Here is a 19,293-nt window from a genome sequence, read left to right as displayed (position 1 = left end):
CTGGCGGAGCGCCGGGCGCATCTCGCCGCCCTGGCGCGCGAGACCATCCGCCGCGCCGAGGCCCTGGCCGCCGCCGCCGATGCCGATTTCGGCGGACGCGCCACGGTCGAGACCCTGATCGCCGATGTCCTGGTGGCGGCGCAGGCGGCACGGCGGGCGCGGCGCTGGCTGCGCTGGTGGGCGCGGCCACGCTGGGTGCCGGTGCCGCTGGCCTTCCAGCCCGCCCTGGCCTGGACGCGGCCGGTGCCGAAGGGCGTGGTCGGCGTCATGGCGCCGTGGAACTACCCGGTGCAGCTCAGCCTCTGGCCCCTGGCCGAGGCGCTCGCCGCCGGCAACCGCGTGGTGCTGAAGCCGAGCGAGCAGGCGCCGCGCACCGCCGCCCTGCTGGCCGAGCTGCTGGCCGCCGCGCCCGGCCCCGATGTCGTGCGGGTGGTGCAGGGCGATGCGGCGGTCTCGGCCGATTTCGCCGCCCAGCCCTGGGATCACCTGGTCTTCACCGGCGGCGGCGAGACCGGCCGGGCGGTGATGCGCGGCGCGGCGGAGCGGCTGACGCCCCTGACCCTCGAGCTGGGCGGCAAGTGTCCCGCCCTGGTGTTGCCGGGCGCCGACCTGCGCCGCGCCGCCGGGGCCATCCTGGCGGGCAAGGCGATCAACGCCGGGCAGACCTGCGTCGCGCCCGACACCGTCCTGCTGGTCGGCCATGCCGCCGCCGATTTCGCCGCCGCCTGCCGGGCCAGCCCGGTGCGGCTGGAAAGCGCCGTCCTGCCCGCCCAGCGGGCCCGGCAGGCACGGCTCGCCAGCGGCGGCGAGGCGCTGCCGGGCGGCATCGTCCTGATCGGTGACGAGGGGGAGGCGGCGGCGGGCGAGATCTTCGGCCCCAGCCTGGCCGTGAGGGCGCTGCCCGACCTGCCGGCCGCCCTGGCCTGGGTGTCGGCCCGGCCGGCGCCGCTGGCGCTCTATCTCTTCGGGGCCGGCCGGGCGGAGGCGGCCGCCGTCGCCGCAGGCTGCCGGGCCGGTGCGATCGTCGAGGAGCGCTGCGTCGAGTTCGCCGCCTTCCCTGGCCTGCCCTTCGGCGGCAGCGGCGGCTCCGGCTTCGGGCGCTATCATGGCCGCGCCGGCTTCGAGGCCTTCAGCGACTGGCAGGCGCGGGTGCGGCACGGGCCGCTGTCCCTCTCCCGCCTGCTCGATCCGCCCCGCGGGGAGCGCGCCCTGCGGCTGGCGCGCCGCCTGCTGCGCTAGAGCGAATCCCGATCAGGTGGAACCACCTGATCGGGTGAAGATGCTCGCAAAAACAAATGGCCAGAGCGTGTGCCGTGAGCCTGGGCGAACGGAAAATGCTCTAGGTCCGCCACGGCGCAGGTCAGGGTGCGCGGCTCTGGCGCGAGCCATTCTTGTATAAGATAGATGTTCGATCTGCCATGCATTAAAAGCATGACTGAGAAGCTATGCACCCGCGATTGCTGCACCCGCGAAATGCGCAAGGCTTTGGCAAGGAGTGGCTCCCTATATTCACCTTACCGGCGCAATCCAGCGGCGGGACCAAAGGATCAAGGGGCCTACCCATGTCCGCTATTCTCTTCGTGACTGTCGTTGCCGCCCTCGTTGGAGGCGGACTTTATGCCCGTTCGCTGATGGAGCGGGACTGGCCGCAGGGCCTGCCGCACCTGCGCGCGGCCGACTGACGCCGCCACGCCTGCCCCGGGCCTTGCTCCGGCAAGGCCAGGCATGCGTCCGACATTAGGCATGCGTCTCCGGACGTTCCGGCCGCATCGCGCGCCGCCCCGCGCGGAGCGGCCCCGACGAAGTTCGCCGTGCCTGTCCCGCGTCTTCCTCAGGCGCCTGCCGCGACCGGCCGGCGGCGGTGGCATGGTGCGGACGGCGGGGCTCGAACCCGCAATCCCCGAGGGGAGGCAGATTTTCGTACCACCACGGCTTTCGCCGCCGCCTCGCGGCGTTCGTGGTCTGGACTGTCCCTTCACCCTGGCCGCCGGGCCGGCACCGCGTGCCGCCGGGGCTTTAGGCGCCGCCCGTCCAGTCTCTACACCTTCCTCCGCCGTCTCCGCCGGAGGCTTGGCTCGGGATTGGCGTGGGGCCGGCGGGCCCGTTAGCTTTCCCCGACTTTGAGCGGTTCTGCACCGCGGGTTTCCCCGCGGGCACTCCAATGGAAGTCTGCTGCGTCTACCGGTTTCGCCACGTCCGCATCCGGCCCGTCCTTGCCACAGGGCGGGCGCCCGGGAAAGTGCTCCGGGGTTACATCCCGAGGCTATGCCTCGCCCGCCGCGCGGAAGGGCGAGGCGGCGGCGAGTTCCGCCATCTCGGCTTCCATGGCCGGGCGTTCGCGCTCCAGGAAGGCGGCCACGGCCCGGCGCAGCCCGCCATGCCGGATGAGATGCGCCGAATAGGTCGGCACCGGCAGGTAGCCGCGCTGGATCTTGTGCTGCCCCTGGGCGCCCGCCTCCACCCGCCGCAGCCCCTGGGCGATGGCGAAGTCGATGGCCTGGTAGTAGCAGAGCTCGAAATGCAGGAAGGGCGTCTCCTCGGCCGCGCCCCAGTTGCGGCCATAGAGCGTGTCCCGTCCCATCAGGTTCAGCGCGCCGGCCACCGGCTCGCCCGCGCGCTCGGCCACCATCAGCACCACGCGCTCGCCCAGCCGCTCGGCGAGCAGCGGCCAGAAGCGGGCGGTGAGATAGGCGCTGCCCCATTTGCGGTCCACGGTGCTGCGGTAGAAGCGGTGGAAGGCCTGCCAGTGGCGCGACGTGATCTCGGCGCCGCGCAGCGTGCGGAAGGTGAGGCCGGCCGCCCGGGCCTCGCGCCGCTCGCGCCGCAGCTGCTTGCGCTTGCGGCTGGACAGGGCGCCGAGGAACTCCTCGAAATCGCCGTAGCCCGCGTTGCTCCAGTGGAACTGGGTGCCGAGGCGCCGCAGCCAGCCGGCCTCGCCCAGAACCCGCCATTCCGCGTCGGTGCAGAAGGTGACATGGGCCGAGGAGAGGCCCAGCGCCTCCGTCACCTGGGCCAGCGCCTGCGCCACCGCCTCCGGCCCGACGCCGCTGCCGGGCCGGCACAGCAGGCGCGCGCCGGGGACCGGGCTGAAGGGCACCGCCACCTGGAGCTTGGGGTAGTACTGCCCCCCCGCCCGCTCCAGCGCCTCCGCCCAGGCATGGTCGAAGACATACTCGCCGTAGGAATGGCTCTTGGCATAGGCCGGCGCGACGGCGACCAGCCGGCCGGCGGCGTCGCGCAGGGCGAGATGCTGCGGCAGCCAGCCGCTCCGCGGCCCGGCCGAGCCGCTCTCCTCCAGCGCCGCCAGGAAGGCGTGGCTGACGAAGGGATTCTCATCCCCCGCGCAGGCATCCCATTCCGCCGCGGAGATTTCCGCGATGGCGGGGTGCAGGCGGAGGGTCAGCTCCTGCGGCGGGACATCAGGCATGATGGGCAGCATGTGCGGCCGGCGCGCCCGATCGCAAGGGCCGCGGGCGGCGGCGGGCGCTCCGGGTCAGCGCGGCACCGGCCGGCAGGCCTCCCCCGTCGCCGCCGCCAGGCGGAGCATCCGCCGCGCCGCCACCGCCGCCCCGGCCGCGCCGCCGGCCAGCTTCGCCGCGTGGCCCTCGACCAGCTGCTCCACCCCGGCCTCCACCACCATCTCGGTGCCCACCGTCAGCCCCGTCGAGAAGGCCAGCCGCCGCAGCAGGCGCCACAGCACGCCGATCCCCGGCCGCACCCCATGCAGCACCGCCACCTGCCGCATCAGCCGCAGGCCGATCCAGGCCATGGCCGCGGCATCCAGCGCCGGCGAGGGGATCACGGCGGTGGCCAGGAAGACCTGCCGCGCCGCCTGCCCGCCCAGCGCCCGCACCCGCGCGTCCAGCACCGGCATCAGCGCGGCACGGAGCAGGCCGCGCGCCTCGCCCATGCTCGCCGCCTTGCGCAGCTCGGCCACCGCCGCCTCGGCCTCCGGCAGGCGCAGCGCCAGCGCATCGGCCCAGCGCAGCAGGGCAGGTGGCGGCCGGGCGGCGTCCGGCGTCTCCCGCAACGCGCGGGCCAGCCCATCCAGCGCGTCGAGCCGGCGCAGCGCGCGCCACTCTCGCCCCAGCCCCCAGAGCGCCAGCCCCCCCGCGCCCAGGCCGAGCGCCGCGCCGAGCCAGCCCAGCACCGGGGAGGCGGCGAAGAGATCGTCCAGCATCAGCCCCAGGCCGAGGCCGAAGCTCCCCAGCACCAGCAGCGCCGCCGCGCCACCCAGCGTGCCGAGCGAGGCCAGCCAGCCGGCGCCGGGCGCGGCCTCCGGCAGGCTCAGCACCAGCGGCTCGCCATGGCGGATCGGCCCCTCCCCGCCCTTCCGGGGGCCGTCGCCGGGGTCCAGCCAGGCGGGGCCGAGGCCGGGCGGCGGCAGGGCGGCCTCCAGGGGCAAATCCAGGGACGGATCCAGGGGCTGCGGCGCGCGCGGCTCGTCGGCCCAGCCCGGGGCGGAGCCGGGCCGAGGGTGCGCTGGCGTGGGACCGGTGGACTCGGGACCGGCGGCCCGGGGCGGCAGGCTCACAGCGCATCCTCCAGCAGCCAGGTGATCAGCTCATCCATGCCGATATGCGGCAGACCCTCCCGGCCGTCCGGATCGATCAGCGGCGGGCGGAACACCGGCAGTTCGAAATAGGGCCGTTGCCAGAAGGCGTCCCCCGGCGGCGGCGGGGCGGCGGGGATATGACCGGGGCGGAAGGGGCGGCGCCGGTTCTCGCCCAGCGGCACGCCCTGCACCACCGGCGCCCCGCCGGGCGCGGCCGGCGGCGCCTCCTCCGTGCAGCGCAGCGCCGAGACGGCGCGATGCGTGACCATCCGCCCGTCCGGCACGGCGACCATGCCGCGGAACAGGCTCTCGAAGGCCGGCCGCTGCGCGGCGGGCACATGGTCCACCTTGCTGGCGACGAAGGCGACGCGCCGGAGCAGGGGCAGGCCGAGCCAGCGCGAGCGGGAGCGCGCGTCATAGGCGCGGGCGATCTGCGCCACCGCCTCGCGCGTGTCCTCGAAGGCGCCCTCCCCGGCGCAGAGCGCGCCCAGCGCGTCGACCAGCACCACCTGCCGGTCGAAGCGGGCGAACCAGGGGTCGAAGTAGCTCTGCCGCATGTCGTCGCGATAGGCCTCGAAGCGCCGGGCCAGCAGGTCGCGCAGGCTGCCCGGCGCCGGCGCGCCCTCGCCCGGACAGGGGAAGAACCACATGAGCGGGCTCTCGCCCTTGGGACCTGGCACCAGGAAGCGGCCCGGCTGCAGCCAGCGCAGGCCGAGCCGGTCGCGCGCCTCGGTCAGCAGGGCGCGGTAGAGGAGGTAGCCGCGCCGGGCCACCGCCTCCTCCGCCGGCGCCTCCGGCGGCAGGCTGGCCAGGAAGGCCATGAATTCCCCCGCCACGGCGCTGCGCGGCGGGCGGCGCAGCAGCGCCAGGGTGGCGGCGGACCACTGGGAGAAGTCCTGGTCCAGCAGCGGCAGGTCGAGCAGCCACTCGCCGGGATAGTCGAGCAGTTCCAGCCGGATGCGGCGGGAGGGCAGCAGGCCGCGCCAGGTGCCGCCGCGCTCCACCGTCAGCGTCAGCGCGGTGCTGGCGAGATCGCTGGTGCGGGGCGGCCAGTGCGGGCTGGCGCCGGCGAGATCGCGCAGCTTGTCGGCGGCATCGAACCAGTCGAGCGCCTGGGTGCCGGCCGGCTCCAGCCGCACCGCCTCGATGCGCCGGCCCTGCTCCGCCATGTGGCGGGTCAGCGCCGGCAGCGTGTCGCGGCCGCGGCCGAGGGCCAGGAGATTGGCGATCAGCGAGGTGATGAAGACCGTCTTGCCGGAGCGGCTGAGGCCGGTGATGGCCAGGCGCAGCGTGGTCTCGTTGAGGAGGCGCTCCGCCTCCGTGGTGATCCGGGTCAGCCCATGCCCGATCTGCTCGATCCCCGCCGCCATCTGCCTCCCGTCCCGCTCCTGGCCCTGCCCATGTGGGGAGCGCATGGCGCCGCGGCCAGACCCGCGCCGCGGCGCGGGCCTCAGCCGGGTGGGAAGACCTTGCGGAAGAAGTGCCGCGTATGGCCCGGCGGATTGTCCGGCACATGGCCGAACTCGGTATAGCCCTGCCTGCGGTAGAACGCCGGCGCCTGGAAGCTGTAGCTGTCGAGCCAGGCGCCGACGCAGCCGCGCGCCCTCGCCTCCGCCTCGGCCCGCGCCAGCAGTGCCGCGCCGAGGCCGCCGCCACGCAGCGCCTCGGGCAGATGGAACAGCTCGATGAACAGCCAGCCCTTGTCGGTGCGCCCGGTCAGACCGCCCAGCACCGCGCCGGTCTCCGGGTCGCGCACCAGGACCGAGAGCGGGCGGCGGCCGGAGGGCCCCACCGCCGCCTCGTTGAAGGCGAGGATGCCGCGCAGCACCACGCCGCCATCGGCGCCCTCGGCATCGGTCACCTCGATGGCGGGAGGGCCGCTCATGGGGCGATCTCGAACATCCCCTCGACCTCGACGGCGGCGTCCATCGGCAGGCTGGGCACGCCGATGGTGCTGCGGGCATGCCGCCCGGCCTCGCCGAAGACCGCGACGGCGAGATCGGAGGCGCCGTTCATGACCTGCGCGTGCTGGGTGAACTCCGGCACGCAGGCGATGAAGCCGCCCAGCCGCGCCACGCGCGTGACGCGGTCGAGATCGCCCACCGCCGCCTGCAACTGCGCCAGCACGTTGATCAGGCAGAGCTGCGCCGCCTCCTGCCCGGTCTCCAGGCTGACCGTGGCGCCGAGCTTGCCCGTATGCGCCACCACGCCGTTGCGCGTCGGCACCTGGCCGGAGACGACGACCAGCCGCCCCTCCAGGGTCACGGTGAAGGGCACGTAGTTGGCGACCGGCGCCGCCGGGGTGGGCAGGGCGATGCCGAGTTCGGCGAGGCGCGCCGCGATACGTCCGGCCATGGGGACAGCTCCTTCTCTGGCTCAGCGGGAAGCGGGAGGGGGGGGGATCGGGAAGCGGGATCAGCCGACGAGGCGGAAGGTGCGCCGCCGCGCCGCCGGCGAGGGCTGCGCCGGCAGGTCGAGCGGCAGCAGCGGCCCGCGGTCGGAGGGCGGCAACCCGGCCTCCACGCCGTCCTCGGGCACCGGGTCCGGCCACAGGCGCAGCGCCTCGGCGGCGCCGAGCTGGGCGATGGCCAGCCGGCGGAAGGCCCAGTCCAGCACCGAGGTGGCGCTGAGGATCTCGGGGTCGCCCTCCACCGGCCCGGCCGGGCCGGAGCGGGTGACGCAGTCGCGGCTGTAGGCGAAGCTCGACACGTAGTCGGAGAGCGGCACGCCCCGCGCCAGGCCGATGTTCACCGCCTGCAGCAGGCCTTCCAGCAGGCCGCGCCCGCCGGCACCGTCGCGGCCGACGGACAGGGCGATGTCGGACAGGCTGCCATCGGCGGCCTCGCTGCCGCGCAGCGTCACCCGCTGGCCGCCCACGACCACCTTCCAGAGATGGCTGCGCGCCACCGCCGGGCGCGGCGGCGGCAAGGGCCGGGCCGGCTCCGGCCGGGCCAGCAGGCGCAGGGTCGGCAGCCGGTCCACCAGCCGCGCCGGGTCGCGGTAGAGCTTCAGCGTCGCCTCCAGCGCGGCGAGGCGGATCTTGTCGACACGCAGCGCCCGCTTCATCGGGTTGCGGTTGATGGCGGCGATCAGGTCCCGCCGCCCCAGGATGAAGCCGGCCTGCGGCCCGCCGAGCAGCTTGTCGCCCGAGAAGGTGACGAGATCCGCCCCCTCCGCCACCGCCTCACTCACCGTCGGCTCGCGCGCCATCCCATGGGCGGACAGATCGACCAGGGTGCCGGAGCCGAGGTCGTTCAGCAGCGGCACGCCGGCCTCATGGGCGATGGCGGCGAGTTCCGCGCCCGGTACCTCGGCCGTGAAGCCCTCGATCCGGTAGTTGGAGGGATGCACCTTCAGCAGCAGCCCGGTCTCCGGCCGCAGCGCCGCGCGGTAGTCGCGCGCATGGGTGCGGTTGGTCGTGCCGACCTCGACCAGCCGCACCCCGGCGCGCGCCATGATGTCGGGCATGCGGAAGGCGCCGCCGATCTCGATCAGCTCGCCCCGCGAAACGATGGCCTCCCGCCCCTCGCCCAGCGTGTTCAGCGCGATCAGCACGGCGGCGGCGTTGTTGTTCACCACCGTGGCGTCCTCGGCCCCGGTCAGCTCGCGCAACAGGCCGCGCAGGTGGTCGTCCCGCTCGCCGCGCCCGCCGCTCTCCAGGTCGAACTCCAGCGCCACCGCCTCGCGCATCGCCGCCGTCGCGGCCTCGATGGCGGCCTCGGCCAGTTGCGCGCGGCCGAGATTGGTGTGCAGCACCGTGCCGGTCAGGTTGAAGAGCGGACGCAGGCCCGAGCGCTCCCGGGCCGCCAGACGGTCCAGGGCGGCGGCGGCCACGGCAGCGGCGGCGGCCTCCCGCTCCAGGCCGGCGCCACCGGCGGCGCGCAGCCGGGCCAGTTCCTCCCGCACCGCGGTCGTCACCTCCGCGCGGCCGAAGCGCTCGATCGCGCCGCCGGCCAAGAGCAGAACATGATCCACCGAGGGCAGCGCACGCAGCGCGTCCGGCGCGGCCATGGCTCAGTACCCGATCAGGAAGGGGTCGAAGCCGGCGCGGCGATACGCGGTCTCGCGCATCATCAGGTCGAGGCCGAGGCTGGCCACGTCGTCGGCGATGGGCTCCAGGGCAGGGTTGAGGTTCTGGTAGAAGATCTTCACCCAGGAGCGGCAGGCGTCGCAGGTCTCGGCCTTCACCGTCGCGGCCTCGTCCGATCCGGCCGCCGGCTCCACCTCCTTGTAGCCCACGCCCTGGGTCGAGCCGCAGGCCAGGCACTTGATCCGCACCTCGTTCCATTGCGTGCCGCAGGCGGCGCAGGCGGCGTAGCGCGCGCCCTCGGCGCCCGGTCGCCCGGTCACCAGGGAGGCGGCGGGCGGGCCGCCGCAGGCCGGGCAGACGCCGGTCTCGATCGGCACCAGCCGCTCCGCTGGCAGGGTGGCGGCGCGCCGCGCCATGGCGACCTGCAGGGCGGCGGCGAGGAGGATATGCTCCGGCAGCTGCTCCACCGGGAGCGAATCCTCCGCGACGGCCTCCAGCATCGCGCCCAGCGCCTCCGGCCCGGCCTCGCGCAGGGCGGCGATGGCGGCGGCGGCGGGCTCCGGCATGGTCGATGGCGCCAGCCTGTCGAGGAAGCGGGTGACCAGGCCCGGCAGGGCGGCGTCGCGCGCCAGGGCGTGGCGGTCGAGCGGCGGCATGCGGCCGTCCCGCGCCCGCTCCACCTGCCCGGCCGGAAGCGGGTCGGGCGGCGGCAGGCCGGCGGCGACCTCCGCCTGGGCCGCGCAGATCCCGGCCAGGAAGCGCAGATAGGGGCCGAGCGGGTTCTCCGCCGCCAGGACCTCCAGCCGCTCGGCGCGCTGCCGGAACAGCGCCGCGGGATCGGGCAGCAGGGCGAAGGGCGGCTTGCTCAGCCGCCCGATGGCGGAGGGGTCGGGCTGCAGCCCATGGAAAGTGGACATCTCACCTCGCGGGCCGGACCGGCCACATGCGCCTCGGGATTACTCGGCGGGGCCGGTCTTGCGCTGCCCCGCCAGATCGCGCAGCCACTTGCGGTGATGCCGCCAGGCCCAGCCGCCGGTGACGGTGCCCCGCGTCATCGCGCGCAGCGTGCCACGCGTCCAGAAGGCCGCATAGACGTGCAGGATGAAGACGCAGATGATCAGCACCGCCGCCACCGAATGCGCCAGCACCGCGACCCGCCGCATCGGGATCGAGACATAGGCGGCGAAATAGGCCTCCCAGATCGCCACCCCGCTGACGATCAGCAGCAGGATCAGCCCGGTCATCGCCCAGAAGATGAACTTCTGGCCGGCATTGTACTTGCCGAGCTCGGGGAGCCGCTCCTCGCGCCCGCCGATCACGTCGCGGATGCGGCTGAGCCAGACGATATCCACCTTCTCCGGCAGGTTCGCCTTCCAGAGCTGGAAGAAGAAGATGAAGAAGCTGAGGAAGAGCACCACGCCGATCCAGGGGTGGAAGGCACGGGTGTTCTGTCCGCCGCCGAAGAGCGCGGTCAGGAAGTAGAGCGAGGGCGTGAACAGCGCCAGGCCGGAGAGGGCCAGCAGGATCAGGCTGGTCGCCGTGATCCAGTGGTTGAGCCGGGCGCCGGCGCCGTAGCGGTTGACCGTGACCGGCTTGCCGGGATGCACCGCATCGCCGGGCTGGACGCGCTCCACCATCACGCATGCTCCCCTGGCGGCGGCACGGGCTTGCCCTCCACCAGCTTCTCGGCGTTCTCCTCATCCTCCCGCGAGACGCGGTTGGGCCGCGCGAAGACGCCATGGACGATGCTGCCGACCGCCATCATGCCCATCGCGGCGAGGCCGACATACTTGGTCACGCCCTTCCAGCTCTGCACCAGGGGCGAGATGCGCGGATTCTCCGGCAGGTTGGCGTAGATCTGCGGCTTGTCGGCGTGGTGCAGCACATACATGACATGCGTGCCGCCGACGCCCGGCGGATCGTAGAGCCCGGCATTGGCGAAGCCGCGCGACTTCAGGTCGGCGATGCGCCCGGCGGCATGCTGCTTCATGTCCTCCTTGGTGCCGAAGACGATGGCCTGGGTCGGGCAGGCCTTGGCGCAGGCCGGCCCCTGGCCCACCGCGACACGGTCGGAGCAGAGGGTGCACTTGTAGGAGCGGTGATCGGCCTTGGAGATGCGGGGGATGTTGAAGGGACATCCCTTGATGCAATAGCCGCAGCCGATGCAGTTCTCGTGGATGAAGTCCACGATGCCGTTGGTGTACTGCACGATGGCGCCGGGGGCCGGGCAGGCCTTGAGGCAGCCCGGATCGGCGCAGTGCATGCAGCCATCCTTGCGGATGAGCCACTCCAGATTGTCGGTCTCCGGGTTCACCCATTCCGTGAACCGCATCAGGGTGAACATGTTCTCGGTGAGATCGTGCGGGTTCTCGTAGACGCCCGTGTTCTCGCCGATCGCCGGCGTGGTGTCGTTCCACTCCACGCAGGCCGACTGGCAGGCCTTGCAGCCGATGCACTTGGAGACGTCGATCAGCTTGGCGACCGGGGTGAGCTGCCGCTCGGGCGGCGGCAGGTCCTCCGTCGCCGAGCGGCGGACCAGATCCCGCTCGCCGAAGTTGCTGGCCATGGGCTGGGTCGGCGGGTTGCTGACCGCGGTGCGCGGACTGTCGCTCATGCCGCTATCCCCTTCACGGACCGCCTCATGACGTCACCCCGGGCGCCGAGGACGGCTCGATGTTTACCAGGAAGGCCTTGTACTCCGGCGTCTCGATGTTGGCGTCGCCCACGAAGGGCGTCAGCGAGTTCGGGCCGAAGCCCTTCTTCGCCGAGCCTGTGAAGCCCCAGTGCAGCGGGATGCCGACCACATGGACGGTCTTGCCATCGCAGATCAGCGGCCGGATGCGCTTGGTCACCACCGCCTTCGCCTTGACCGAGCCGCGCTTCGACCAGACGCGCACCCAGCCGCCCGGGGTGATCTGCCGCAGCGCCGCCAGCTCCTCCGAGATCTCGACGAAGAACTCGGGCTGCAGCGCGGCATTCACCCGGTTGTGCTTCGTCCAGTAGTGGAAGTGCTCGGTGAGCCGGTAGGAGGTCGCCGCGAAGGGGAACTCCTCCGAGGTACCGAACTGCGCCAGGTCGCTCTCGAAAAGCCGCGCCACCGGATTGCCCCGCATGCGCGGGTTCATCACGTTGGCGATGGGGCTCTCGAAGGGCTCCATATGCGCCGGGAAAGGCCCGTCCCGCATCATGCCCCGCGTGAAGAGGCGCGACACCCCCTCCTGGTTCATGATGAAGGGCATGACCTCGCCCGGCTTGGCGGTGACACCGATATCGGGGACGTCATAGCCGGTCCAGCGCGTGCCATCCCATTCGATGATCTTGCGGCTGGGGTCCCAGGGCTTGCCGTTCAGGTCGGCGGAGGCGCGGTTGTAGAGCGTCCGCCGGTTCAGCGGCCAGGCCCAGGTCCAGTTGGGATGCGTGCCGGTCTGGTCCGGATCGCTGTTGTCGCGCCGGGCCATGTTGTTGCCGGCCTCGTTGAAGCAGCCCGAATAGATCCAGCAGCCGCACATGGTCGAGCCGTCATCGCGCAGCTGCGTGAAGTTCAGCACCTGCTTGCCGGCCGCCACGATCACCTTCGACGGATCGTTCGGATCGGTCAGGTCGGTCAGGGCCCGGCCGTTGATCTCCTTCGCCAGCTCCTCCGGCTCCGGCTCGTTCGGATCGTGGTACTCCCAGGACAGGTTGAGGATCGGGTCGGGGAAGGCACCCCCCTCCTTGCGGTACAGCTCGCGCATGCGGAGGAAGATCTGCGCCATGATCCAGGTGTCCGGCCTGGCCTCACCGGGCGCGGTGCCGCCCGGCCAGAACCACTGCAGCCAGCGCCCGGAATTGGTCAGCGAGCCCTGGTCCTCCGCGAAGCACCGCGTGGGAAGCTGGAAGACCTCGGTCTGGATGCTGGCGGTGTTCACGTCGTTGAACGCGCCGTGGTTCTCCCAGAAGCGCGCGGTCTCCGTCTCCAGCGGGTCCATGGTGACCAGGAACTTCAGCTTCGACAGCCCGGCCACCACCTTGCCCCGGTTGGGGAAGGCCAGCACCGGGTTGAAGCCCTGGCAGAGATAGCCGTTGACCTTGCCGTGGTTCATCAGCTCGAACATGCGCAGCACGTCGTAGGAGGGCACGTCGAGCTTGGGCAGGTAGTCGTAGGCCCAGCCGTTCTCGGCCCGCGCGGCATCGCCCCACATGGCCTTCATGAAGCTGACGAAGAACTTGCTGTAGTTCTGCCAGTAGCTGGTCTGCCCGGGCCGCAGCGGCTTGAACTGCCGCGAGGCCATGTAGGTGGCCAGATCCGGCTCCTTCTCCGTCGGCATGTTCAGATAGCCGGTGAGGAGATGCGACATCAGGCCCAGATCGGTCAGGCCCTGGATGTTGGAATGCCCGCGCAGCGCGTTCATGCCGCCGCCCCGCACGCCGATATTGCCCAGGATGAGCTGGAGCATGGCCATGCCGCGGATGTTCTGCGCGCCGTGCGAATGCTGCGTCCAGCCCAGCGCGTACATGGAGGTCATGGTTCTGGTGGGCGAGGAACACTCCGCCACCATCTCCGCGATCTTCAGGAACTTCGCCTTGGGCGTGCCGCAGATCCGCTCCACCATCTCGGGCGTGTAGACCGAGACGTGCTGCCTCAGCAGGTTCCAGACGCAGCGCGGGTGCTGCAGGGTCGGGTCCACCCTGGCATAGCCGTCCTCGCCGATCTCATAGTCCCAGCTGGTGCGGTCGTAGTCGCGCTTCTCCTCGTCATAGCCGGAGAACAGGCCATCGGCGTAGCCGAAGCCTTCCTTGACGATGAAGGAGGCATTGGTGAAGGCCTTGGTGTACTCCCACTGCACCTTGTCGTTCTCGATGCAGTAGCGGATCAACCCGAGCAGGAAGGCGATGTCGCTGCCCTGCCGGATGGGCGCGTAGAAATCCGCGACCGATGCCGTGCGGGTGAAGCGCGGATCGACCACGATGAGCTTGGCGCCGCGATGCGCCTTCGCCTCCGTGACCCACTTGAAGCCACAGGGGTGCGCCTCCGCCGCGTTGCCGCCCATGACGACGACGAGATCGGTGTTGCGGATGTCGGTCCAGGAGTTGGTCATCGCTCCACGGCCAAATGTCGGGCCCAAACTGGACACCGTGGGGCCGTGTCAGACGCGCGCCTGGTTATCGAATCCGACGATTCCGAGGGTCTTGGCCACCTTGAAGGTCGCCCAGGCCGTCTCGTTGGTGGTGGCGGAGGCCGCGAGCATGCCGGTGGTGGTCCAGCGGTTCACCGGCAATCCCGCCTCGTTGGTGGCGAGGAAGTTGGCGTCCCGATCGTCCTTCATCAGCCGCGCGATGCGGTCGAGCGCGTAGTCCCAGGAGACCTGCTCGAAGCGATCGGAGCCCGGCCGGCGCACCATCGGGTGCTTCAGGCGGGTGGGCGAATGGACGAAGTCCTTGAGCGCGGCGCCCTTGGGGCAGAGCGTGCCCAGGTTGGTCGGATGGTCCGCGTCACCCTCGATATGGGTGATCTCGGCCCGCTCGCCCTTCCGCACATCGCCCCTGGAATAGAGGATGATGCCGCAGGCGACGGAGCAATAGGTGCAGGTGTTGCGCGTCTCGGTCGTATTGGCCAGCTTCAGGGGCCGGACCAGGGCGGAAACCGCCGCCTCAGCCTCGCCGAAGCCCAACGCACCCAGCGACGTCGCTGCAACACCCGCGCCGGCGGCTTTCAGAAAGCCGCGCCGCGAGAGTTCCATGTTCATCACGGCCCTCCCATCCACTGAGCCGACCCTGGCAGGTGGTCGGACCAGGAAGAGGTGAGGCGCGGCCAGTTCGGTGTCAAGCGGAAAGCGATTCGCCCGGCGGCGCGCCCGACATCGCCGCATGTTTCTGATAACGCTTCTCAATTCGCCAAGCCCGGGAAGCCCGCCCGGTTCAGTCCGGCCTGGCGCCGGAGAGCTGCACCGCCTCGCGCCACTGCGCGGTATCGGCACGGATCGCCGCCTCGAACTCGGCCGGCGAGGTTCCCGTCGGGATCAGGCCGATGCGCAGGAACTGCTCGCCATTCGCCGGATCGCGCACCACCGCGTTCGCCGCCGCGGCCAGCCGGTCGATGATGGCGGGCGGCGTGCCGCGCGGCGCGAACAGCCCGTTCCACCCGATCAGGGTCAGCGGCACCTGCTGTTCCTGAAGGTCGGAATTTCCGGCGCCGCCGGCCAGCGCCGGGTGCCAGTCACCGACAGCCCGCGCAGCAGGCCCTCCCGCATCGGCTGGTCGCCAGTGGTGAAGTCGATGATCATGAGGTCGACGCGGCCGGCGATGACCTCCTGCACCGCCGCGGAGCCGCCGCGGAACGGCACGTGCAGGAGCTCGATCCCGGCCGTCCGCCGGAACAGCTCCGTATAGATGTGGGAGATCGTGCCATTGCCGATTGAGGCATAGGTCAGCTCCCCTGGCCTCTGCCGCGCCAGGGCGATCAGCTCCTGCAGGCTGCGGGCCGGCAGGCCAGCGCGCACGAAGAGGCAGTTCGTCGACAGGCCGAACTGCGTAATGGGCGCGAAGTCGCGCAGCGCGTCGATCGGGACGCGTGGGTCGAAGACCGGGTTCACCACCAGGCTCCCGGCGACGCTGCAGACCAGGGTATAGCCATCCGCCGGCTGCTGCCGGGCATGGTCCAGGCCAATGGTGCCGCTGGCGCCGCCGCGATTGTCGATGACGAAGGGCTGCCCCAGCCGGGCGCGCAGCCCTTCCGCCACGAGGCGGGCGGTGACATCCGCCTGCCCGCCCGCCGGGGCCGGCACCACGATCCGCACCGGGCGGCCGGGGTAGCCATCAGCCTCCTGGGCCCTGACCGCCGTGCCCCCCGCCAGCGCCGCCGATGCCGCCAGAAGAATGTCGCGCCGTCGCGCCATGGCCTGTCTCCTCCTGCTGCCCGCGCTCTTCTGTCCAGCCCGGGTCCTGTCTCGCTCATGGACAGGAGACGTTAGGCGCCGCCGCGTGGAAAGCCCCCTTCTCCCTGCGCCTCAGCCCAGCAGGCGCTCCGGATGCGTGAAGACGTCGAAACGGCCGCCCCGCGCGCGGGCGATCAGCGTCAGCCCGGCCGCGCCGGCGGTGCGCACCGCCAGGGCGGTGGGCGCCGAGACCGCGATCAGCACCGGCGCGCCGAGCAGCACGGTCTTCTGCACCATCTCCACCGAGACACGGCTGGTGAGGACGACGGCGCCGCCCGCCGGCGCCTCCCCCTGCCGCCGCACCGCGCCCACCAGCTTGTCGAGGGCGTTGTGGCGGCCGACATCCTCGCGCGCCAGCACCAGGCCCTGGCCGGCGCGCCAGAAGCCCGCCGCATGCACCGCATGGGTCACATCGTGCAGGGGCTGATGCTCCGACAGGGCCGCCAGGGCCCGCGGCACCGCATCCGCCGCAAGGCGCAGGCCGGCCTCGAGCCGTGGCAGCGGCCGCAGCACCGCCTCCAGGCTCTCCAGCCCGCAGAGGCCGCAGCCGACCGGGCCGGCCATGTACCGGCGGCGGTGCAGCAGGGCCTCGTCGCGGTCCTCGGACAGGGTCATCCGCACCTCGAAGCCCGCCGGGCGCGGCAGCACCTCCAGCGCCGTCAGCTGCCCGGGCTCGGCGATGATGCCCTCCGTCAGGCTGAAGCCGAGGCCGAAATCCTCCAGGTCCCGCGGCGTCGCCATCATCACCGCATGCGTCGCCCGGCCATAGGTCAGCGCGACCGGCACCTCCTCCGGCACCGGCACCTCCCCTGGCGCCACAGGAGGTGCCGGCCGCGCCGCGTCGTGGCGCCGGGCGGGGCAGAGGGCATGGGCGGGCGTGTCGTGCATCGATCCTCCGGGGTCGGCCGGCGTGGCGCGCGGCATCCCCGCCTCCGGCCACCGCCTCAGCGGAGATGGGGCAGGCGCGGCGGGAAGTCACCCCGGCGCGCGGGCGGCGTCACCGCAGCCCGGCCCGGCGCAGCCCCTCGGCGTAGTGCTGCCGGTCGGCCGCGCCGCGCACCGGCGTGCGGCGCAGCGCCTTGGCCACCGTGAAGTCGGGCTCGATGGCCAGCAGCCGCTCGCGCAGCTCCGCCGCCTCGCGCGCCTCGCCCAGATGGCCCAGGGCGGAGAGATAGGTCTTGTAGGGATAGCTGAACTCCGGCCGCAGCGCGGTGCAGGCCCGGCCGACCGCCGCCGCCTCAGCATGCCGGCCCAGCATCAGCAGGGGAATGCCGCGCCCGGCGTCGAAGAAGAAGGCGTGAGGATGGCAGGGCGAGAGGGCGAGGTAGCGGTCGAACTGCGCCAGCGCCACCTCGTGCCGCCCCCGGTAGCTCTCCGCCATGCCGGAGAAGACCCAGGCCATGGCCAGGTTCGGGTTCCGCGCCAGGGCGCGGGCATGCAGCTCCGCCGCCTCCTCCACCTGATGGTGCAGGAAGGCGCGCACATGCCCCTGGATGGTCAGGGCCTGGGCATCCAGCGGGTCGAGACCGCTTGCCCGCCGCGCCAGGCGCTCCGCCTCCCGCGTGCTGGCCGCCTCGTCCGCCGCCCAGCCCTGGCCGACCAGGAAGAGATGCCAGTAGGCGTGCCAGGCATGGGCCTGGGCATAGTCCGGCTCCAGCCGGATCGCCTCGTCCAGCCAGCGCCTCGCGCCGAGGAAGGTCTCGCGATCCAGGCCATGGATCGCCGGGATGGCGCGCAGCAGAAGGTCGTAGGCACTGCCCTGGCTGGGGCGGGCGCCGGCGTGATGCGCCTCGATCAGCAGGATCTCGGGATCGATCCGCGCCACCACCGCGGCCGCGACCTCGTCCTGCAGGGCCAGCAGATCGCCGGCCGGGCGGTCGAAGCGCTGGCTCCAGACCAGGCCCGGCTCGCGCTGGTCGGCCAGCCGCAGGGTCACGCGCAGCGTTTCGCCGCCGCGCTGCACGGTGCCGCTCAGCAGATAGTCGAGGCGGAGCGCCCGCGTCGCCGCCTCCACCCCCTCGCGCTCCGCCAGGCTGGCGAGGGAGGTGCTGTCGGCGACGAAGATCCAGCGGAGGCGGGACAGCGCGGCGCCGATCTCCTCCGCCAGGCCGAAGCCGAGATGCGGCGCGACCCCCTCACCCAGCAGGCGCAGCGGCACGACGCCGAGCCGCGCGCCCCGCTGCCGTGGCGGCGGTGGCGGCGCCGGCTGTGCCAGGGGCGGGCCGGCCGTGGCGCGGAGCGCCTGCGCCAGGGCCTCCGTCTCGGCCGAGGGGGTGGCGTTGTAGCGGCTGGCGAGCAGGTTGCGGCAGGCCTCGTAGGCGGCCAGCGCGGCGCCGCGGTCCCCCTGCGCCAGCCGCAGCCGGATCAGGGCCTGCCACCCCTGCTCCCGGCTCGAATCGATGCGGAGCAGCCGTTGCGCCGCCTCCAGCGCCGCCTCCTGCGGGCCGGCCGAGGCCAGCAGGGCGGCGGCACGGTTGGCCGCCGCCTCCTGCAGCCGGCCCCGCTGTTGCGTCAGCCAGGCATCGAAGGCGGGATCCAGCCCCTCCAGATCGGGCAGGACGGTGTTGGACAGCAGGTCCAGCGCGGCCGGGGTGGCGTCCGGCGCGAGCAGCGCCAGCGCATCCACCCAGACATCCTCCCGCTCCAGCGTCAGCGCGTCGCGCCCGGCCTGCAGAAGGCGTGGCCCGGCGGGCGAGAGCGCGGCCTGGAGGTCATGCAGCGCCTGGCGCAGCGAGCCGCGCTGCTGCTCCTCGCCGCGGCGGGACCAGAGCAGCTCGGCCAGGCGCTGACGCGGCACGGGCTGGCCCAGCGCCATGCCGAGAACGGCCAGCAGGGCGCGCGCCTTCCGCGAGCGCGGCAGGACCGCCTGGCTGGACAGGGTCCAGGCCTCCATCGGGCCGATCAGGCCCAGGCGCAGGCGCGGGCTGGCCGGGCCCGGAGCAGGCCAGGACGGCAGCGGCGGGCCGGCGTCCCGCCCGGCCCCGATCCTCTCGATACGGCCCATGGCGCCAACCTAGCCGATCTCACGAAGCTGTCACCTATTGGCGCGAAGTCCGGGCCGGCACCGCTACCGTGGGGACAGGGACTGCCCCAGAGCCACATCCGCGCCGCGCAGCGCCGCCCGCAACGAGCGCTCCGCTCCCTCCAGCTCGAAGGCAACGAAATCCCGCTCGATCGCCTCGGCGAGATCGCGCGGCCCGGCCTGGCCCAGGCGCTCCATCTGCTGGTGCCGGTCGCGGCAATGGATATAGCGGCGCGCCTCGGCATAGACGCGGAGCAGGCTGTCCTGCCCTTCATTGTAGGCCTGCAGCATGTCCTCATCCCCCTGGGCGAAGGCGTCCTGGCTCCGGATCTTGCTCATCATCATCGCCTGCTCCGATCGTGGTTCATCTGGCCGCAGGCTATCGGCGCCGGCGATGCGGGGCGCGTGATTAAGGAACCCTTAACGTCAAGGCCCCGTCAAAAGGCGGCCAGGGTTTCCCACCGCAAAATCGGAAAATATTCCTTGATTTCATCAACCATGGGTTTAATATCCCTGTTGTTGGGGTAGAGATGCCCCGGCGTCCTTCCCACCGACAGGCCGCCCTCTCGCGGGGGGGCCCGGCCCCAAGGAAAGAATCCCCATGACCAAGCTCTCGATCGACAGCCTGCGTGATTCCGGCCGCGTGCGTCTCGGCGCCGGCATGCGCGCTCCCGGCGCGGTTCCGCCGCTGCCCGGCGCGGCGACCGCCCGCGGCGCCGCCTGCCCGCCCCGCCGGGCGGCGCCCGCGCGCCGCGGAAGGCGCTGGTGGTGG

At 72.6% G+C, this 19,293-nt stretch carries 16 protein-coding genes; 1 reads left to right on the top strand and 15 read right to left on the bottom strand.

Annotated elements, in window-relative coordinates:
- Window positions 1-1,239 (top strand): aldehyde dehydrogenase family protein (locus ACVMLK_RS14585; protein WP_457486777.1); only part of this gene is annotated, 1,239 nt, incomplete at its 5' end.
- 1,024 nt (window positions 1,240-2,263) lie between these two features.
- Here ACVMLK_RS14585 and ACVMLK_RS14580 read toward each other — a convergent pair.
- From ACVMLK_RS14580 to ACVMLK_RS14510, 15 genes are all read right to left on the bottom strand, one after another.
- Window positions 2,264-3,427: a GNAT family N-acetyltransferase gene (locus tag ACVMLK_RS14580; protein WP_457486776.1), complete on the bottom strand. Its 1,164-nt coding sequence runs from the start codon at window positions 3,425-3,427 to the stop codon at window positions 2,264-2,266.
- Between the two features lie 66 nt (window positions 3,428-3,493).
- Window positions 3,494-4,405, bottom strand: a complete 912-nt coding sequence (locus ACVMLK_RS14575; protein ID WP_457486775.1) for a DUF697 domain-containing protein — start codon at window positions 4,403-4,405, stop codon at window positions 3,494-3,496.
- Window positions 4,406-4,530: 125 nt separating this feature from the next.
- Complete coding sequence (locus ACVMLK_RS14570; protein WP_232476906.1) at window positions 4,531-5,970, bottom strand: YcjX family protein; 1,440 nt, start codon at window positions 5,968-5,970, stop codon at window positions 4,531-4,533.
- Window positions 5,971-6,005: 35 nt separating this feature from the next.
- Window positions 6,006-6,440 (bottom strand): GNAT family N-acetyltransferase, encoded by a 435-nt coding sequence (locus ACVMLK_RS14565; RefSeq protein ID WP_457486774.1) that lies wholly within the window; start codon window positions 6,438-6,440, stop codon window positions 6,006-6,008.
- Window positions 6,437-6,910 carry a RidA family protein gene (locus ACVMLK_RS14560; RefSeq protein ID WP_198365262.1) on the bottom strand — a complete coding sequence of 158 codons (474 nt, stop codon included), beginning with the start codon at window positions 6,908-6,910 and terminating at the stop codon, window positions 6,437-6,439. Before ACVMLK_RS14560 ends, ACVMLK_RS14565 begins: the two co-directional genes overlap by 4 nt.
- Window positions 6,911-6,970: 60 nt before the next feature.
- Entirely contained in the window at window positions 6,971-8,566 is a 1,596-nt protein-coding gene (gene selA / locus ACVMLK_RS14555; RefSeq protein WP_457486773.1) for an L-seryl-tRNA(Sec) selenium transferase, read from the bottom strand.
- 3 nt (window positions 8,567-8,569) lie between these two features.
- Window positions 8,570-9,502, bottom strand: coding sequence for a formate dehydrogenase accessory protein FdhE (fdhE, locus tag ACVMLK_RS14550; protein ID WP_457486772.1), 933 nt, complete (start codon window positions 9,500-9,502; stop codon window positions 8,570-8,572).
- A 39-nt stretch (window positions 9,503-9,541) separates the two neighbouring features.
- On the bottom strand, window positions 9,542-10,222 hold the full coding sequence (locus tag ACVMLK_RS14545) for a formate dehydrogenase subunit gamma (RefSeq protein WP_198368056.1): 681 nt from the start codon (window positions 10,220-10,222) through the stop codon (window positions 9,542-9,544).
- Window positions 10,222-11,199 carry a formate dehydrogenase subunit beta gene (gene fdxH / locus ACVMLK_RS14540; RefSeq protein WP_422921981.1) on the bottom strand — a complete coding sequence of 326 codons (978 nt, stop codon included), beginning with the start codon at window positions 11,197-11,199 and terminating at the stop codon, window positions 10,222-10,224. The genes ACVMLK_RS14545 and fdxH overlap by 1 nt, the downstream gene beginning before the upstream one ends.
- Window positions 11,200-11,224: 25 nt before the next feature.
- Complete coding sequence (gene fdnG, locus ACVMLK_RS14535) at window positions 11,225-14,311, bottom strand: formate dehydrogenase-N subunit alpha (protein WP_255528799.1); 3,087 nt, start codon at window positions 14,309-14,311, stop codon at window positions 11,225-11,227.
- 172 nt (window positions 14,312-14,483) lie between these two features.
- On the bottom strand, window positions 14,484-14,726 hold the full coding sequence (locus ACVMLK_RS14530; protein ID WP_457486771.1) for a hypothetical protein: 243 nt from the start codon (window positions 14,724-14,726) through the stop codon (window positions 14,484-14,486).
- A complete protein-coding gene (locus ACVMLK_RS14525; protein ID WP_457486770.1) occupies window positions 14,717-15,460 on the bottom strand; it encodes a Bug family tripartite tricarboxylate transporter substrate binding protein in 744 nt (247 codons plus the stop codon). The genes ACVMLK_RS14530 and ACVMLK_RS14525 overlap by 10 nt, the downstream gene beginning before the upstream one ends.
- A gap of 111 nt (window positions 15,461-15,571) precedes the next feature.
- Window positions 15,572-16,423: a formate dehydrogenase accessory sulfurtransferase FdhD gene (fdhD, locus tag ACVMLK_RS14520; protein WP_457486769.1), complete on the bottom strand. Its 852-nt coding sequence runs from the start codon at window positions 16,421-16,423 to the stop codon at window positions 15,572-15,574.
- Window positions 16,424-16,496: 73 nt separating this feature from the next.
- Complete coding sequence (locus ACVMLK_RS14515) at window positions 16,497-18,503, bottom strand: BTAD domain-containing putative transcriptional regulator (protein WP_457486768.1); 2,007 nt, start codon at window positions 18,501-18,503, stop codon at window positions 16,497-16,499.
- A 63-nt stretch (window positions 18,504-18,566) separates the two neighbouring features.
- On the bottom strand, window positions 18,567-18,860 hold the full coding sequence (locus tag ACVMLK_RS14510; protein WP_422921983.1) for a hypothetical protein: 294 nt from the start codon (window positions 18,858-18,860) through the stop codon (window positions 18,567-18,569).
- Between the last annotated feature and the right edge of the window lie 433 nt (window positions 18,861-19,293).

This window comes from Teichococcus aerofrigidensis (genome assembly GCF_054073225.1).
The sequence above is the reverse complement of the archived record's forward strand: the minus strand, read 5'-3'. Positions and strand labels throughout refer to the sequence as shown.

What these genes read in the sequence shown, in the direction of transcription:
- ACVMLK_RS14580 (WP_457486776.1), bottom strand. Translation starts at nt 3,427, where the DNA reads ATGCCTGATGTCCCGCCGCAGGAGCTGACCCTCCGCCTGCACCCCGCC.
- ACVMLK_RS14570 (WP_232476906.1), bottom strand. Translation starts at nt 5,970, where the DNA reads ATGCGCTCCCCACATGGGCAGGGCCAGGAGCGGGACGGGAGGCAGATG.
- ACVMLK_RS14565 (WP_457486774.1), bottom strand. Translation starts at nt 6,440, where the DNA reads ATGAGCGGCCCTCCCGCCATCGAGGTGACCGATGCCGAGGGCGCCGAT.
- ACVMLK_RS14560 (WP_198365262.1), bottom strand. Translation starts at nt 6,910, where the DNA reads ATGGCCGGACGTATCGCGGCGCGCCTCGCCGAACTCGGCATCGCCCTG.
- selA (WP_457486773.1), bottom strand. Translation starts at nt 8,566, where the DNA reads ATGGCCGCGCCGGACGCGCTGCGTGCGCTGCCCTCGGTGGATCATGTT.
- fdhE (WP_457486772.1), bottom strand. Translation starts at nt 9,502, where the DNA reads ATGTCCACTTTCCATGGGCTGCAGCCCGACCCCTCCGCCATCGGGCGG.
- ACVMLK_RS14545 (WP_198368056.1), bottom strand. Translation starts at nt 10,222, where the DNA reads ATGGTGGAGCGCGTCCAGCCCGGCGATGCGGTGCATCCCGGCAAGCCG.
- fdxH (WP_422921981.1), bottom strand. Translation starts at nt 11,199, where the DNA reads ATGAGCGACAGTCCGCGCACCGCGGTCAGCAACCCGCCGACCCAGCCC.
- ACVMLK_RS14525 (WP_457486770.1), bottom strand. Translation starts at nt 15,460, where the DNA reads ATGGCGCGACGGCGCGACATTCTTCTGGCGGCATCGGCGGCGCTGGCG.
- fdhD (WP_457486769.1), bottom strand. Translation starts at nt 16,423, where the DNA reads ATGCCGCGCGCCACGCCGGCCGACCCCGGAGGATCGATGCACGACACG.
- ACVMLK_RS14515 (WP_457486768.1), bottom strand. Translation starts at nt 18,503, where the DNA reads ATGGGCCGTATCGAGAGGATCGGGGCCGGGCGGGACGCCGGCCCGCCG.
- ACVMLK_RS14510 (WP_422921983.1), bottom strand. Translation starts at nt 18,860, where the DNA reads ATGAGCAAGATCCGGAGCCAGGACGCCTTCGCCCAGGGGGATGAGGAC.